Here is a 14,398-nt window from a genome sequence, read left to right as displayed (position 1 = left end):
TGACAACAAAGGTGCTAAAAGCTATTTCGATAGCTCCCAAAGTTTCTTAAAAACTTCCTTGGTATTTTGAGCCAAAAACTGGTCATGAATCTCTATCAGATAATATGGGTGTTGCTGCGTCATAATCATAATCAAATAATCGCCACAAACCCAAGTGGTAGCAGTAAAACTGGTATTTTCTAAAAACCTAACTTGTCGTTTAGGATTGGCATATTTACGTTTCAGCTTGCTTTCGGTTTCCGACACATTACTAAAAACTTGCGCCTGATAATGACTATTTTTACTTTGAGTTGTTCGCCAAGTTTGGTCCAGCCACTTTTCAAAGCTAGCGGCAAAGGTATGATCTTGGTAGCCCCACCAGACACCATCGGAACCAATCACTTCATCCTGCCATTTTTCTAAATTATCAAAAAGAAATTTTTCTAAATTATTTTCTTCGATAAACCTAATTTTGGGTATAGGATATTGCTTGCCGCTAACTATTAAGTTAAGCTCGCTAACCGCCTCTTCGATTAAACTCGCCTTCTCCTCCAAATCTCTTTTAGCTGGAGCAAGAATCTTTTCTAAATCACTAGGTGGCAGTGGCGTAAAAACAAGCGACTTGCCACTCAAATCTCCGGAAACAATTCCTTTGGAAATTAACCCTTGAGCTACATTATATAAAGTGGCTCGATTTAACTTTGTCATCTTTGCCAAAACCGTCGGTTTGGTTGCCCCATTTTCAAATAAGGTTAAATAAACTTTAACCTCTTTGTCATTTAATCCTATTTTTTTGAGCATTGATTGTATTTCCATATAGACTCAGTGTAAACTGTTGTCAGGATTTCGTCAACATTTGTCCAACAATTATTGACATAATATTACTCCCCCGCTAAAATAGAATACTGTCTTGAAATACCAAAACTAAAAAAGGAGCAAACAGATGAAGCTGTCAAAACGTTGGATAACAGTCTCTAACCCCGGATGGTTTGGCGAAGCCAAAAATGACAGGCTGGCCGGTTACGACAAAGCCTACGGCGCTGGCAACTGGCGCATACGACATCGTCTCGGTCCACGACTGCTCGACCTGCCAGAAGCACTGCGGCTTTATGAACTTTGCTACGAGCTGCATTTTCTTAGCCCAAATACTCGCTATCTGTGGACAGATCTATTCAAACAGGCCAGCGAAGTTTGGACAGAGCTAGAATCAGACGTAGAGTCCGGACTGGATTACTCCATCCAAAAAGCTAAAGCGCCGCATTACGAAGACGTGTCGATCCGTATTATCATGAAACTCTATGGCCATACCTTTGATGGCAACAAATTAATACGGATACGCGCCGATAGCAACGATGTCACAGGCGTAGCTCTCAGCTCCATACACATTCCATTCCTTTGGCCAGAGTTCATTGAGCCAACAAAAGAAGTTGAGTGGTGGAATAGACACAAAGGATCTCTCGAACACTTCTGGCACGCCAACAAAGAACTACAGATCATCGACCCTCTCTATAGAACCACGCCTTAACACATCAACGCCGGTAACCAAAAATTACCGGCGTTATTTTTTTATCCCCTATCAGCTATGAGCCTGTACGCCGCAGCCTTGGCGAAGGAGGACTATCGGCTATGCGCTATTAAAAACCCCCGACATTGCTGCCAGGGGCTTTGGTTGATTGAACTATCTATTCTCGCAAATCACCGAGCTGTTGCAGCTCAACCAGATGTGAATAGAGTCCGTTTTGTTTCATCAGTTGTTGATGATCGCCTTGCTCGGTAATCGTCCCGCCGCTGATCACGCAGATTTTGTCAGCGCGCTGGATAGTTGACAGCCGGTGGGCAATAGCAATTACAGTAATACCTTGCCTGGAACGAAGTTTGTCAAGCATTGTCTGGATCGCCCTCTCTGCTTCACTATCCAGACTCGACGTTGCTTCGTCGAGGATCAGTATCCTTGCGCCGCAAAGTAGCGCTAGATAGGCGCGAGCAATACCGACACGCTGACGTTCACCGCCAGAAAGCCGTACTCCTCGCTCGCCTACTTGAGTTTGTAGGCCATCGGGAAAACGCTTGGCGTCTTTTAGTACCACTCCTAGGTGAGCGGCAGACAAAGCTTCCAGCACTTGCTCCTCAGTAGCGCCAGCGCACGGATAACTGATGTTGTAGAAAAGCGTACCGTCAAAAATGTCGACATCTTGCTGCACTACTGCAAACAGTCGGCGATACCAGTACAAATCTAGATCGCGAATGTCGTTGTGATCTAGGGTTATCTGCCCATTGATCGGATCATACATCCGAGACACTAGTCGCGCGATTGTGGTTTTGCCTTCACCGCTTTTTCCTACCAGAGCCACCATTTGTCCGGCAGCAATACTCAAGTTAAAGTCATCAAGCACCGGCTCGGTTTTGCCCGGATAAACAAAGTTTACTTGCTCGAAGGCGACATCGCCAACAAACTCGTCGAGTGTTTTGGCTTCAGCGCCGTTAACAATATCCACCGGTTCATCGATCAATTCTTTCATCCGGCGAACAGCCACTAGATTGCGCATGATTCGCATGTAGACGTTGATCGTCTCCCAAAGCGAATCGATAGTAACGGTGCCGGTGGCCACCAGATAAACCAATGTACCGACACTTGTCTGTTTGTTTATCACCAGATAAACGCCGAGAGCGATGGTCAGTACAAAACACAGGTGCAATATCGAACCAACGGCAAAAAGCCATTTTTGCAACCGACGATTAACTTTGATGTCCAATTTTTCCATGCTTTGACGCACTTCGCATAGACGGCTTTCTTCTTCTTTTTCCTGAACAAAACTCTGAACAGTGTTGACGTTGATTATCGACTGGCAGAAAAACCCGGTCGAGACTTCTTTTTTCCTTTCCCATTCTTCCCAGTCTGCGGAAAAACGATCAAAGGCTTTGATATTAATGATCGCTGCCGGGATAAACGGTAGAGCAAAAGCTAGTCCCAGTCGCCAATCAATAATTAACACGATAGCCAGGTTCACTACCAGAAAAAACAGCTGCGGCAAAAATCCCCAAAACAGATGCATGAGAATTTCTACCAGCTTGTCACAGCCTTTATTGATGCGAGCGATTTTTTTGCCGGTGTTTTCTTTTTCATGGTAACCAAGCGATAGATCAAGCAGTTTTTGTTGCGCCATTACCGGCCACCAGTTTTCCAGATAGATTACACTGTTGGCAAATCTTTTCTCCTTGGAAAAATGATGCAAAAATTGGGCGCAGGTTTTGATGACAAACATCGCTACTATCAGTTGAACAATATATCCAATCGAAGCAGTGCCGGCCAGTACCAGCGGTAACTGGTCAAAAACCAGTTTCAGTAAATAAGGAAAAAGCAGGGTAAGCGACGAAAGGAATACTTGCCAGCCGAGTAGCGCCGTCAGCCTTCCTTTTTCTTGCCCGAGCAAATCCCAAAGAGTTCTCATTCCGGTGACAAAAAAATGCAGATTCCTGTCTTTGCCTGCGGTTTGGTCTTCCCAGTCCGACATGGTCTACCTCCTTTAGGTAAGGTCTATATAATTGTTAAAGTTCGTGGCTTTTGAGAGGTGGTTAAAAAATATCCTGCGTTAGAGCAGGATATTTCGAGGTTTTTATATATAAGACAAATTAAGTCATTAGAAAATAAAAGCGCCAAAAATATTCTGCCCTCAGAGAGCTGCCAGCAGCAATTGCGGTTAGAAAAACCACAAGCATGCCAAAAGCTCCGCTAACAAAGCGGTTGGTGTAGGCGATTAGGTTGTATTTTGGCCAATTAATTTTCATAAAATTATATAAACTGTTAATTTTGTATCTTACTTAACTTTACCGATTATGTCAAGAAAGGGTTGTCCCCACGTTAGTAGCTGGTAGTTGGTAGCTGGGAACAGTATTTCCCCTTGCTGCGAGCCACGCAGCCGCGCGCCACCTAAAACAAAAAACCGACGAAATATTACATCTCACCGGTTTTGGTTGATTGTTTATTACTTAATATCCTTACTTAATATCCTCAGTCTTGCATATACTGACCAAGGCATCCCTCAAAAGTTTCAAACTTTCCCGTCCCTTCACGGAAATCGATCCACCGAAAGCGACGTTCGACCGAATACTCACTTCGTCACTACCAATAACGTGACTAATGCTACCGGGGTCAACTTCGCTTCCTTCAGGGCTTGCGGAAAAAACCTGAAGCTCTCCTTGCGTATCAGCTGCCGTGTCGATCGGCTTGGTTATTTCGAACATATTCTCTTCCTTTTTCACATATTGCGAATCGCTCTCAGTGCCCGCAAATAAAGCGCCGCGGACCAAAGCTGCTCTTTGGCGCCATAACCCTTGCCAGTCGCTGGGTCGTACCACTCGCGGAAACCGTCAAGCGCGACCAGTTTGTCGAACTGCGCCTTGGCCAACTTTTTCTCACCCATCTTGATCAAAGCCAAGACGGTGAACCCGAGAACAAATGGCCAGATCACCACGCCGTTGGTGCGGTTGATCACTTTGGCTTCTTCGGCAACCATCGGATTATGCCGACATTGAATGGTTACACCGCGATCGGTATCAACCGACCGGAACCCTTCGATGATACTGGCATAACGTTCCGGCAAAGCCACATCATACAGTACGGCCAACGCGCCACCGAGCGGATCAAAGCGCTCGCTATCCGGATAATCCAGATAGCGCTGCCCGTCCCACAACACTGAATTGATGTTCGCACGCAACCGATCGGCTTTTTCTTTTTCGCCCATCAGATTATAAGCGCGATACATCAAAGAATTGTTGGTCAGTAGCGGTTTGTCGCCAAGCTCACGCTCCATGGTGTCGCGCCAATCGCAACCGACGACCAGACCGTTTTCCATTAAAAATTTTTCAATGTAGGTCTGCGCTCGGTACAAACCGACATTGTGCTCGGCAACCAAACTGTTGTCGCCGGACTGCTTGGCATATTCATACATGCCGACAAGAAACATGATTTCCGAGTCCCTTGTCCCGGGAGTAAGATCCCACAGATGTCCGGTGAAGTACCGACGCAGCATAAAAGAAACTTTACGATTTTTGATACTGCGCTTGATTTTTTCCCAGAGCCAGCAAAACTCATTTTCCAAAAAAAGGATCGGAATTTGACCGTTTGGTTGTTGCCGAAAGGCAATGCCGTGAAGATGTTTTCGGATTAGGTCGTCTCGCTGCGATTGCAACAAAACTTCCAACACTGCCAATACAAAATCACGCGTCCAGCACTGATACTGGTAACGAGTCGAGTCGGCCCAGATACCTTCCTTGCCAATACAACGACGCAAAATCGCAGTTGCAGCAAATAATTTTTTTTCAATTTGCGACATAGTGCCCTCCCTTTCTATGTATTTCCGACAGTTATTTATTTTCAATGGACTATAAATATTAACAATGTTAAGCCTTTTTGTCAAAAATACCCATTTGCTATTCACACGACCTTTTGCTAGCATTTATTAACGCACCAAAAAAACACTGCTTATTTTAAAAACCAACCTCAAAAGGAGAAATGCAAATGCCACCGGAACCGGGAACGGCAAGATTAATCAAAGACGCCTATCGTGTTCTAAACAACCCCTTTTAGATTCCAGACCTATCGTCGAAAGAAACATTCGCCCGACTTCATGATGATAATGACGGAACGGCAAAAGGACAAATAATAGTCCAGTTTTCGGAAGACGGTGACGCCTGGGTATGCACAGACGGTCATCATGGACCAGTATTACGTTTCCGAACTTATTTCGGAGGCGGTCGCAGCCCCAGAACCAGAAACGCCTTGATGCTCCTAGCGCTAGCCATAAAACTAGACAATGAAGATCATCCAATAGAAATCTTTCCGCCCTCTGACGGGCTAGAAGACGATGACGAAGATTAGCATCAAAACAATAGCCGACGATGCACATAGCAATGTCGGCTTTTTTAAATAAACAAAAAAACACCATCACTGGTGTTCTTTTGGTGGGCATACGTGGACTCGAACCACGGACCTTTACAATGTCAATGTAACGCTCTAACCCCCGCCGAAGGCGGGTCTGCCTCTGGCAGAAACTGAGCTAATTTTATACAACAAAAAACAGAGACTTCTATAGTCTCTGCCTTTGGTGGGCGGTACAAGATTCGAACTTGTGACCTTTACAATGTCAATGTAACGCTCTAACCAGCTGAGCTAACCGCCCAAAATACTATCTAAAAATTTTCTGCCTTGGCCTGACTTCAAAAATCTTTCTCTTTTCAAAGCATCTTTATAGTCAGTAAAACCTTCTTTATAAATTAATTTAAAAGGTCCGTTTTGCCTAGTCCAAACATTTGACCCATAATTATGCTCTTTCAACCTTAAATCTACATCTTTACGAGTACTACCCACATATCTTTTACCGTTTTTTAAACTTTTTAAAACATATATTCCCGACATAAAAAAACAATCTAACCCCCGCCGAAGGCGGGTCTGCCTCTGGCAGAAACTGAGCTAACCGCCCCAATCTACACTCGCCATTACTGGCGAGCTTCGACTGGCAGGCAAATGGTGAAATACCAGATGCTTGTCCGCCGAAGCCCGAATGTAATGAGGGCGTAGGTGGAAGCTATACGCCCAAAAGATAATTTCAAATTACAAATTAATAACTACTAAATATTAGTGCTGCTGATTATAAAGCCAAAAACGACCATTGTCAATAATTTAATATACTGAAATCCTAATAAATAGAATATGGCCGCGCCATTCGAAGCTCGCGACGGAACTAAAAGAGACGAACAACGTTTCGTCCTCCTTCGCTCTTCGAGCTACGGAGGACATTCTTCACTCTAGCGAGCGAAGAATGGTGCGCGTGGATGGATTTGTCTCCCTACGGGAGATGTCCCGAAGGGACAAACCATCGATCGACATTATTAGGTAAAAACCGAGCTGCTAAACAAAACACACTGGTGCGCGTGGATGGATTTGAACCATCGACCCCCGCCTTATAAGGGCGATGCTCTAACCGCTGAGCTACACGCGCATAAATAAAAAGTAAAAAACCAAATTGTAAAATGCACCCCTCCCGCGAAGCAGGAGCATAACCGCTGCCTGTCCGCCTTGGGTGGAAGCTACCTGCCTGCCGGCAGGCAGGCATACGCAAATATCAATTCCCTCGCATTATATCACCTTTTTGTCTTAAATCAATGCTTTCCATTGTTAACAATAGTTATTAAAACGGTTAAACATAAATTAAGCAAACATGCGAAACAAGCAGCAAAAAGGAAACCGACGTGGAATTAGTTATATCGTTTACCGCCGAAGCGTAAGTGCAGCCCTTCGCCCCCAAGATTGCACCACACATAATTCATTACCACAAAGATTAATACAATTCAACCACAGGAGACCTGCACCATCAGGTCTCTTTTTGTGGATAAAATATTTCCCATATTTTTATCTAAATTTAAACAAATTAAACCAACTTTTACCGAATCTGCATCCAAAGTATTGACAAAAAAATACTACTGTGCAATAATACCTAATCAAGCTGAAGTATTAAATATTAACAATTTAAATTTTCCAGATTGACGCTATTAATTTGCGTCACTGGACCCAGGGACACTAATGCCAAAACCTCCTTTTCTCTGCCATTGGTTAATAAGATGGTCAGAATATTGAGGAGAGGCTGGAGTTGTCTCTGGGCTGTCAACTTGATTTGATTTTTTTCGCAACTACCGCCCAGTATAAATCTCGTGACCGAGGCGGCGTTGCGCGCGACGAACCCTGCGGAGATCTTGCCCTCCTCTTGATCATCAAGCAGACCCGTGGGGTTCTCGACCGCTGTGAGTATGGCGTGGCGATGCCCGTAGCAAGCCGAGGCAATTTATTTGCTAGCGGCTTTACGCCTACCAAAGCGACCAGGTGCCTGACGGTTCAGAGGAAAACCGTCAAAAATCGCCAAAAAATGGCACCACCATAGAGTACGCCAGAGGTTTATGGGTATCCTCACCATATTCCTCTGGCTCGGCCTTAAACTAACCGCAAAAATAGCCCGAGCCGCAACTGACTCGGGTCTTTTTATTACTTTAAAAATCAATATTGACATGTTCCTAAAAAAGAATAAAATAATAAATACCATCAGTGCACATGCCTAGTCCTGTTGTGTTCTGTAGTCACAACACTATTAACCATTCCATCAAATTTGGAACGACAGGACGCCAGAGGGTGTTTACATGGTTTTGGGGGGCAGAGAAAACCTAGCGACGCCTTCTCAACAGCAACCAAAAAAACAAAAACGCCATGTCGGTGTTTTTGCCCGCGGAGCAGGTCCCCCCCTGCTCTTTTCATTTATCAAACTATGATACAATAAAGGCAGTTATGCTAAATAAAATAGACAAATCAATAATCCAATTAGCTCAAAAGGTAACCCGCACTTTTCCTGCTGCGGAAGTATTTTTGGTTGGCGGAGCGGTCCGCGACCTGCTACTGAACAAAAAAATCAAAGACTACGATTTGCTCGTCCGCGGCGTACCCGCTAAACCCCTTGAAGCTTTTCTCAGAAAAAATGGCAAAGTTGACCTAGTCGGCAAATCTTTCGGTGTTTTTAAGTTCAACCCAAAACTACCAGATCCTAGTTCCCAGTTCCCATCTCCTATTGACATTGCTCTTCCCCGCACCGAATATTCCATCGACCGCAGCGGAGCTTATCGCGATTTCAAAGTCCAGACCAACTACCGACTGAAAATCGAAGAAGACCTTTCTCGGCGTGACTTCACTGTCAACGCCATGGCTCTAGACCTGATCAGCGGTAAAATCGTCGATCCTTTTGCCGGCCAAAAGGATTTGGTAAAAAAAATCATTCGCGCCGTTGGTAAACCCTCCGTCCGTTTTGCCGAAGATTATAGTCGGATGCTACGCGCTATCCGCTTTGCCTGCCAGCTAGATTTTGCTATTGAAAAAAATACCTGGGCAACCATAAAAAAACTGGCGCCAAAAATCAACAAAAAAAATGGCAATGATTTTGTGGTTCCTCGCGAAACTATTGCCAAAGATTTGCTCAAAGCTTTCTATGCCGCGCCAGTACTAGCACTAGGACTTTTCGACCAAGCTGGTTTTATCAAACAACTGATGCCAGAATTACTAAAAATAAAAAAATGTCCGCAGCCAAACAATTGGCATAGCGAAGGCGACGTCTGGCAGCACACTGTCTTAGCCCTAAAAACTTTGACTAGCAAAAGATTTCAAAAACTTTACCCTGGATATCCTTCGGTCAATCTTATTATTGGCCTACTTTTTCACGATATTGGTAAACCTTACACTATTCAGACTCCGGAAAAAAACGGCAGTGATCGTATTCGTTTTAACGAACACGACTTAGTCGGCGCCAAAAAAGCCAAAGAAATATGCGATCGGCTAAAGCTATCTGCCTACAAAGATGCTGATATTGATTGCGACCCGGATAAAGTTTTTTGGCTGATCGCCAAACACATGATCGCCGTTCATGGCCGCATTGCCGAAATGAAAAGCACTACCATAGAAAAATATTTTTTTATTGCTCCAGCGGGGCAGGATTTAATTAAACTGATTCACGCCGATGAAATGGCTACTGTTCCTGCCAAAGGTGAAAAATTTATCAGCTACTCCGCCGCTCTGCGTAGAAGAATAGCTGTTCTTGCCAAGCTAGCTAAAAACAAAAAAACATTGCCCGCTCCGATTCTCGACGGTAATGAGATTATTAAAATACTCAAAATCAAACCCGGGCCACACGTTGGTAGAGCAATTGCTAAGTTACGTGAGGAACAATTAAGAGGAAGGGTTAAGACAAAACAACAAGCGATGAAATTTATTAAAAAACTGACTTCTTAACAGTGTAGCGAGTATTGATTAGTGAGTAAAATTATTAAAAATATCACTACCCACTACCCACTACCCACTACTATAATGAAATCAATAACCGTAAAATCTAAAGATAACAATAACCGTCTTGATGTTTTGCTAACCACCAAACTTGACCTACCTCGCGCCCAAGTTCAGAAACTGATCAAATCAGGCGCGGTTTTAGTTAACGGCGAGATTCCATCAGTCCACGAATTTCTGAAAACCAACGACAAGATAACCATCGATAAAAAAATTGTTCCAATTTCCAAGTCCCCAACTACCAACTACCACCTACCAGCTCCAAACTCCCTCCCTTCAACCTAGACATCATCGCCAAAACCGACGATTATTTAGTAATCAATAAACCATCTGGTATTCCTGTTCATCCTGACAGCAAATACCTAACCGGAACACTAATCCAAAAGATAGCGACAAAATATCCCGAGGTAAAAAAAATAGGTGAGGACAAAAATCGCCCGGGCATTGTTCATCGTATCGACAAAGATGCTTCTGGCCTGCTAGTTGTCGCCCGTAACAAAAAAATGTTTATTTTTCTCAAAAGTCAATTTGCCGACCGCAAGGTAAAAAAAGAATATCTCGCTCTAGTCCGAGGCAAAATGGAAAAAGACTCTGGAACAATAAATTTTTCTATCGCTCGATCATCTGCTGGAACAATGGCGGCAAGACCACTAAGCCAAGAAGGGAAAAATGCGCTGACCGAATACCATGTAGTAAAATACTTTATCAACTATACTTTGGTTCGAGTTACGATTAAAACCGGTCGCACTCATCAGATCCGCGTTCATTTTAAAGCCCTGGGACACCCGCTGGCCGGCGACAAACTCTACACGATCAGAAAACAAAAAAAAGAAACCGCTCCTCCACCCAGACTATTTTTGCATTCTCACCTACTTGGATTTTACGACTCAGATAATCAATGGCAGGAGTTTTCCTCCGATTTACCTACGGATCTGAAAAATTACTTAAATACAACAAAATAAAAAATATGAAGCGGGGAATAATTTTTGTTATTGCCGGTCCCACTGGCGCCGGAGAAACATCGGTCAGCAAAGCTGTGTGTCAAAAAATACCAAACCTCAAGATGACCACCACTTATACCTCTCGAGATCCCCGCCCTGGAGAAAAAAACGGCGTTGACTACAAATTTCTTTCCGTTAAAGATTTTGAGAAAAAAATCAAAGCCGGTGGATTTTTGGAATATATCAAAGTTTTAAATCGCGGTCATTATTATGGCACTAATAAAAAGGATATTGAGGACAAGCTAAAAAATGGCATTAATATTGTTATCAACCTTGAGTTAAAAGGCAAAAAAGTTATAAAAAAACTCTATCCAAATTCTCTATCAATTTTTATCAAGCCTGACAGAATCTCTCGCATCAAAAATCGTCTGATTACCCGCGACCCTGGTATTGATCCGGAAGAGTTTAAAAAAAGACTACAAAATGCAAAGGATGAACTGGGAGAGGCCAAATTTTACGACTATACTGTAATCAACTACGAAGGCAAGATGAACGACACTGTCGAAAGAATAATTGGTATAATCCAGCGCCACCTCGCCAAAATCAATAATACTTCCCAATAATAAATCAGTGTATCGTGTTTTTCTTCTCGGGGGTCCGGGGGCGAAAGCCGCGCCAAGCCCCGAACCGTTTCGGTAATTATGGTCTGCAGGGGCGGGGCGGGGTAAGGAAACCTTAAGGTGATAAGGACACGCGCTTACTTGCGCCCCCGGAACTTTTTGCTTACTTTTTGGTTACAAAAAGTAAGTGCCCGCCCCTGCCTACCGGCAGGCAGGCGGCATGAGAGCGAAACGTATTGTCAATGAACCAACTTTAACTTCTTTTAAAAAGAGGCTATTTTGCCTCTTTTCCCATATCTTGACATTATATTAATATTCCGCTAAAATAGGGGCAATAAATAAAAAACCATATGACAGAAGAAAATACTCAAAATCAGGCTGCAACCGATAACGTTGCTCCACAGACTGCCGAACCAACACCGGAAACTACTCCAGTAGTAGAAACACCGGCGACAGAAACTCCAGTAGCAGAAGCCGCTCCAACTGCTAATGAAGAACCAACTCCAGAAGAGATCTCCCCTGCTGCCGTAGAAGAAGTTAAAGACTTCTCCGACATCCGTCCGGGTATGACCGTTCGCGTTCACCAAAAAATTAAAGAAACAAATACCAAGGGCGAAGAAAAAGAAAGAATCCAGATTTATGAAGGTATGATCATCGCTCATAAACATGGCAACGAAGCCGGCGCTACTATCACTGTTCGCAAGGTTTCCGACGGTATCGGAGTAGAAAAGATATTTCCTCTCCGTTCGCCAAATGTTGCCAAGCTAGAAGTGGTTAAACAAGCCAAAGTACGTCGCAGTAAACTCTATTTCCTCCGCAACTGGAGCAAAAGACTGAAAGAAACAATTATAAAGAAGTAAGTTCTAACCCCCCGCATTAATGCGGGGGGTTTTTGATAGCAACCGTGGTTCTTTTACAACCACCAAATCCCATCGAAAATAGCGGTGGGCTTTTTTTGCGGGAGCAAAGGAGTATAGAATGCAAACAAAAATTAACGGCATCACTCTATCAAACGACCACGAGCTCAAATTTATCGTTGCTTCTGGCGCACTCGGTTTTGACGGCCGCGGTTGGTCATGGGAGGCACCACTGCATTGGGTTAACCTGCTACAACCAAATCTCTTTACCGTCGTTCTCAAAACCATTACACAAAATCCGCGAGCCGGAAATGGCCAAGGCGTCGGGCTAGTCAAAACCGTAAGGGTTTTGCGACATGGTACAGTTAACGCTGTCGGCATGCGTAATCCCGGCATCAATGGTTGGCTAGCAAAACACGCGCCAAAAATTCCGAGCGACCTACCAGTCGTCATCTCGATTTTTGGTAGCAACCAAGAGCTAGAAAATATGGCGACGGTAATCAAACAAGAAATGGCTGACGGCAAGCTAAGCAGCAAGAAAATTGTTGGCATCGAGATCAATATTTCTTGTCCCAACGTCCAAGAATGCGGCTTGCCTACCGACCTTGTCGCCACCTGCCGAAAAGTAAAAGAACTAACTTGCCTGCCACTGCTGATCAAACTTGGCTATGACCCGCAAAAAAACTACCTACTTACGGCCACATCTCTATCTGGCATCGCCGAGGCAGTGCAAATCAATTCGGTCCCCTGGCGCTACGCTTTTCCTAGCAGAACTAGCCCGCTGGATCACTTCGGTGGTGGCGGTGTGTCGGGAAAAATTGTCCAGCATCTTACCTGGCAAATGGCGAGTGAACTCAGCCAAATCATGCCAACCGTTTGGCCGAGCATCTGGTCTTACCAAGACATCGCTAAGGCGGAAAAACAGGGCGCTAAGGCCGTGACCTTTGGCTCGATCTTTCTCCTGCGCCCCTGGGCGCCAACACTCTACGTGCGACGCTACAACCAACAATCGGTCTAAAAACCGATGCGGCGGAAAAACACCTTCCGCCGCTTCTACTTTTACAATATTGTTTTAAATCAAAAAATATTAAGTTGTTAAAACCGCGGGGGTCCGGGGTCCGCCCTGAGCGGATGCGCCGAGCTTCGACCCGTTTTGGCCGGGACAAGAGATGCCAAAAATAAAAACCCCGCACTACATGCGCAGGGTTTTTGGTTGATTGTTGTTATTTTTTGAACTCAATCTTTCTCCATAGAGAAAGATCTTCTGTCGCCGGCGCCCCAACAAAACATCTGGCGACAAACCCGTGAGTAAAAGAATATGTTTTGTCGGCATTTTTCTTGATCAGTCCGTTGGAGACAAAAAACCTTTCAAATTTCCCGGAGCGGCACTGAACGGTTAATTGCTTTAAATAGAAATCCCGCCAGTCACCGTTCTTTTGTGCCAACAAAATAAGGGCGGTGATAAATTTCTTTGACTCCTCGTTGCCGGAAAAAGCGAGCGGTAGACTCTCAGCGTTGATATCACTCGGCTTTATCGGGTAGGACACTTTTTTTTCCTCCTTTTTACTCGGCATAAAAGTCCCAGACAAAGATTTTTCGACCCGTGTCCTTTCTCACGTTCAAACGATTTGAGTTTGAACACACAAACGCCAAAGCGCTTTCTCTGCTTGAAAAAATTTTCCGCCAACAAATCATGCTACCGTCCATAATTCCACCTTTTAGTGGAATACTGGAACCTGCGCTAGCAGGACCAAGTCCGATGACTTGATATGAATAACGAAAGCTCCGAGCAAATCCCGGCGTCTTGAACATGAAACCGCACATGCCCCACATCGAAAGAAGCATGCCGATAATTATCGCCGCAACAAGGTAATCTTCTGCCTTGGTACCAGCCAGAAGATCTATAAGCAGTAAAGTTCCTCCTAGACCAACTAACAAAAGTACCAACGATCCACACCATCCTCCTCTGATATAACCATCGTCAGGAAGGACACCAAAATCAAGCCAATCCCATAGCCTCTTAATCATCTCAACCATTTTGTACTCCCTTCTTTTATATCATGGTTTTTATTGTCAAAAATCTAATTCCTATTTTTACCATATTAAAACAATAATGTCAATTATTAGAAC

General features: G+C 44.2%; 15 protein-coding genes and 2 tRNA genes. 7 read left to right on the top strand and 10 right to left on the bottom strand.

Annotated elements, in window-relative coordinates; all coding sequences use genetic code 11:
- Positions 1 to 21: 21 nt before the first annotated feature.
- Positions 22 to 795 (bottom strand): helix-turn-helix domain-containing protein, encoded by a 774-nt coding sequence (locus tag WC310_00310; protein MFA5358250.1) that lies wholly within the window; start codon positions 793 to 795, stop codon positions 22 to 24.
- A gap of 127 nt (positions 796 to 922) precedes the next feature.
- On the opposite strand from WC310_00310, the gene WC310_00305 reads away from it, so the two are divergent.
- Entirely contained in the window at positions 923 to 1,504 is a 582-nt protein-coding gene (locus WC310_00305) for a hypothetical protein (protein ID MFA5358249.1), read from the top strand.
- Positions 1,505 to 1,661: 157 nt separating this feature from the next.
- Here WC310_00305 and WC310_00300 read toward each other — a convergent pair whose 3' ends face one another.
- The 7 genes from WC310_00300 to WC310_00270 all read right to left on the bottom strand — a co-directional run bounded on the left by WC310_00300 (position 1,662) and on the right by WC310_00270 (position 6,977).
- Positions 1,662 to 3,491: an ABC transporter ATP-binding protein gene (locus WC310_00300; protein ID MFA5358248.1), complete on the bottom strand. Its 1,830-nt coding sequence runs from the start codon at positions 3,489 to 3,491 to the stop codon at positions 1,662 to 1,664.
- 118 nt (positions 3,492 to 3,609) lie between these two features.
- On the bottom strand, positions 3,610 to 3,765 hold the full coding sequence (locus tag WC310_00295) for a hypothetical protein (GenBank protein MFA5358247.1): 156 nt from the start codon (positions 3,763 to 3,765) through the stop codon (positions 3,610 to 3,612).
- Between the two features lie 210 nt (positions 3,766 to 3,975).
- A complete protein-coding gene (locus WC310_00290) occupies positions 3,976 to 4,221 on the bottom strand; it encodes a hypothetical protein (protein MFA5358246.1) in 246 nt (81 codons plus the stop codon).
- A 14-nt stretch (positions 4,222 to 4,235) separates the two neighbouring features.
- Complete coding sequence (locus WC310_00285; protein MFA5358245.1) at positions 4,236 to 5,312, bottom strand: hypothetical protein; 1,077 nt, start codon at positions 5,310 to 5,312, stop codon at positions 4,236 to 4,238.
- A 769-nt stretch (positions 5,313 to 6,081) separates the two neighbouring features.
- Positions 6,082 to 6,158, bottom strand: a tRNA-Val gene (locus WC310_00280).
- Positions 6,149 to 6,394 (bottom strand): GIY-YIG nuclease family protein, encoded by a 246-nt coding sequence (locus tag WC310_00275; GenBank protein MFA5358244.1) that lies wholly within the window; start codon positions 6,392 to 6,394, stop codon positions 6,149 to 6,151. Before WC310_00275 ends, WC310_00280 begins: the two co-directional genes overlap by 10 nt.
- Before the next feature lie 507 nt (positions 6,395 to 6,901).
- A tRNA-Ile gene (locus WC310_00270) sits at positions 6,902 to 6,977 on the bottom strand.
- Between the two features lie 1,334 nt (positions 6,978 to 8,311).
- Between WC310_00270 and WC310_00265 the strand changes: the two genes are divergently transcribed.
- The 6 genes from WC310_00265 (at position 8,312) to WC310_00240 (ending at position 13,286) form a co-directional block, all read left to right on the top strand.
- A complete protein-coding gene (locus WC310_00265; protein ID MFA5358243.1) occupies positions 8,312 to 9,799 on the top strand; it encodes an HD domain-containing protein in 1,488 nt (495 codons plus the stop codon).
- A 75-nt stretch (positions 9,800 to 9,874) separates the two neighbouring features.
- Positions 9,875 to 10,135: a S4 domain-containing protein gene (locus WC310_00260; protein ID MFA5358242.1), complete on the top strand. Its 261-nt coding sequence runs from the start codon at positions 9,875 to 9,877 to the stop codon at positions 10,133 to 10,135.
- Between the two features lie 2 nt (positions 10,136 to 10,137).
- On the top strand, positions 10,138 to 10,812 hold the full coding sequence (locus WC310_00255) for an RNA pseudouridine synthase (GenBank protein MFA5358241.1): 675 nt from the start codon (positions 10,138 to 10,140) through the stop codon (positions 10,810 to 10,812).
- A gap of 5 nt (positions 10,813 to 10,817) precedes the next feature.
- Positions 10,818 to 11,414 (top strand): guanylate kinase, encoded by a 597-nt coding sequence (gmk, locus tag WC310_00250; GenBank protein ID MFA5358240.1) that lies wholly within the window; start codon positions 10,818 to 10,820, stop codon positions 11,412 to 11,414.
- Positions 11,415 to 11,923: 509 nt separating this feature from the next.
- A complete protein-coding gene (rplS, locus tag WC310_00245) occupies positions 11,924 to 12,271 on the top strand; it encodes a 50S ribosomal protein L19 (protein MFA5358239.1) in 348 nt (115 codons plus the stop codon).
- 118 nt (positions 12,272 to 12,389) lie between these two features.
- The gene (locus WC310_00240; protein ID MFA5358238.1) at positions 12,390 to 13,286 is read left to right on the top strand and encodes a hypothetical protein; all 897 of its coding nucleotides are present in this window, start codon (positions 12,390 to 12,392) and stop codon (positions 13,284 to 13,286) included.
- 205 nt (positions 13,287 to 13,491) lie between these two features.
- On the opposite strand, the gene WC310_00235 is transcribed toward WC310_00240, so the two are convergent.
- A complete protein-coding gene (locus WC310_00235) occupies positions 13,492 to 13,842 on the bottom strand; it encodes a hypothetical protein (protein MFA5358237.1) in 351 nt (116 codons plus the stop codon).
- Positions 13,832 to 14,305 (bottom strand): hypothetical protein, encoded by a 474-nt coding sequence (locus WC310_00230; GenBank protein ID MFA5358236.1) that lies wholly within the window; start codon positions 14,303 to 14,305, stop codon positions 13,832 to 13,834. The genes WC310_00235 and WC310_00230 overlap by 11 nt, the downstream gene beginning before the upstream one ends.
- Positions 14,306 to 14,398 lie beyond the last annotated feature (93 nt).

The sequence above is a fragment of the Patescibacteria group bacterium genome, assembly GCA_041653535.1.
Lineage (GTDB): Bacteria > Patescibacteriota > Patescibacteriia > JACRDY01 > JACRDY01 > JBAZFH01.
The sequence above is the reverse complement of the archived record's forward strand: the minus strand, read 5'-3'. Positions and strand labels throughout refer to the sequence as shown.

What these genes read in the sequence shown, in the direction of transcription:
- WC310_00310 (MFA5358250.1), bottom strand. Translation starts at nt 795, where the DNA reads ATGGAAATACAATCAATGCTCAAAAAAATAGGATTAAATGACAAAGAG.
- WC310_00305 (MFA5358249.1), top strand. Translation starts at nt 923, where the DNA reads ATGAAGCTGTCAAAACGTTGGATAACAGTCTCTAACCCCGGATGGTTT.
- WC310_00300 (MFA5358248.1), bottom strand. Translation starts at nt 3,491, where the DNA reads ATGTCGGACTGGGAAGACCAAACCGCAGGCAAAGACAGGAATCTGCAT.
- WC310_00295 (MFA5358247.1), bottom strand. Translation starts at nt 3,765, where the DNA reads ATGAAAATTAATTGGCCAAAATACAACCTAATCGCCTACACCAACCGC.
- WC310_00290 (MFA5358246.1), bottom strand. Translation starts at nt 4,221, where the DNA reads ATGTTCGAAATAACCAAGCCGATCGACACGGCAGCTGATACGCAAGGA.
- WC310_00285 (MFA5358245.1), bottom strand. Translation starts at nt 5,312, where the DNA reads ATGTCGCAAATTGAAAAAAAATTATTTGCTGCAACTGCGATTTTGCGT.
- WC310_00275 (MFA5358244.1), bottom strand. Translation starts at nt 6,394, where the DNA reads ATGTCGGGAATATATGTTTTAAAAAGTTTAAAAAACGGTAAAAGATAT.
- WC310_00265 (MFA5358243.1), top strand. Translation starts at nt 8,312, where the DNA reads ATGCTAAATAAAATAGACAAATCAATAATCCAATTAGCTCAAAAGGTA.
- WC310_00260 (MFA5358242.1), top strand. Translation starts at nt 9,875, where the DNA reads ATGAAATCAATAACCGTAAAATCTAAAGATAACAATAACCGTCTTGAT.
- gmk (MFA5358240.1), top strand. Translation starts at nt 10,818, where the DNA reads ATGAAGCGGGGAATAATTTTTGTTATTGCCGGTCCCACTGGCGCCGGA.
- WC310_00240 (MFA5358238.1), top strand. Translation starts at nt 12,390, where the DNA reads ATGCAAACAAAAATTAACGGCATCACTCTATCAAACGACCACGAGCTC.
- WC310_00235 (MFA5358237.1), bottom strand. Translation starts at nt 13,842, where the DNA reads ATGCCGAGTAAAAAGGAGGAAAAAAAAGTGTCCTACCCGATAAAGCCG.
- WC310_00230 (MFA5358236.1), bottom strand. Translation starts at nt 14,305, where the DNA reads ATGGTTGAGATGATTAAGAGGCTATGGGATTGGCTTGATTTTGGTGTC.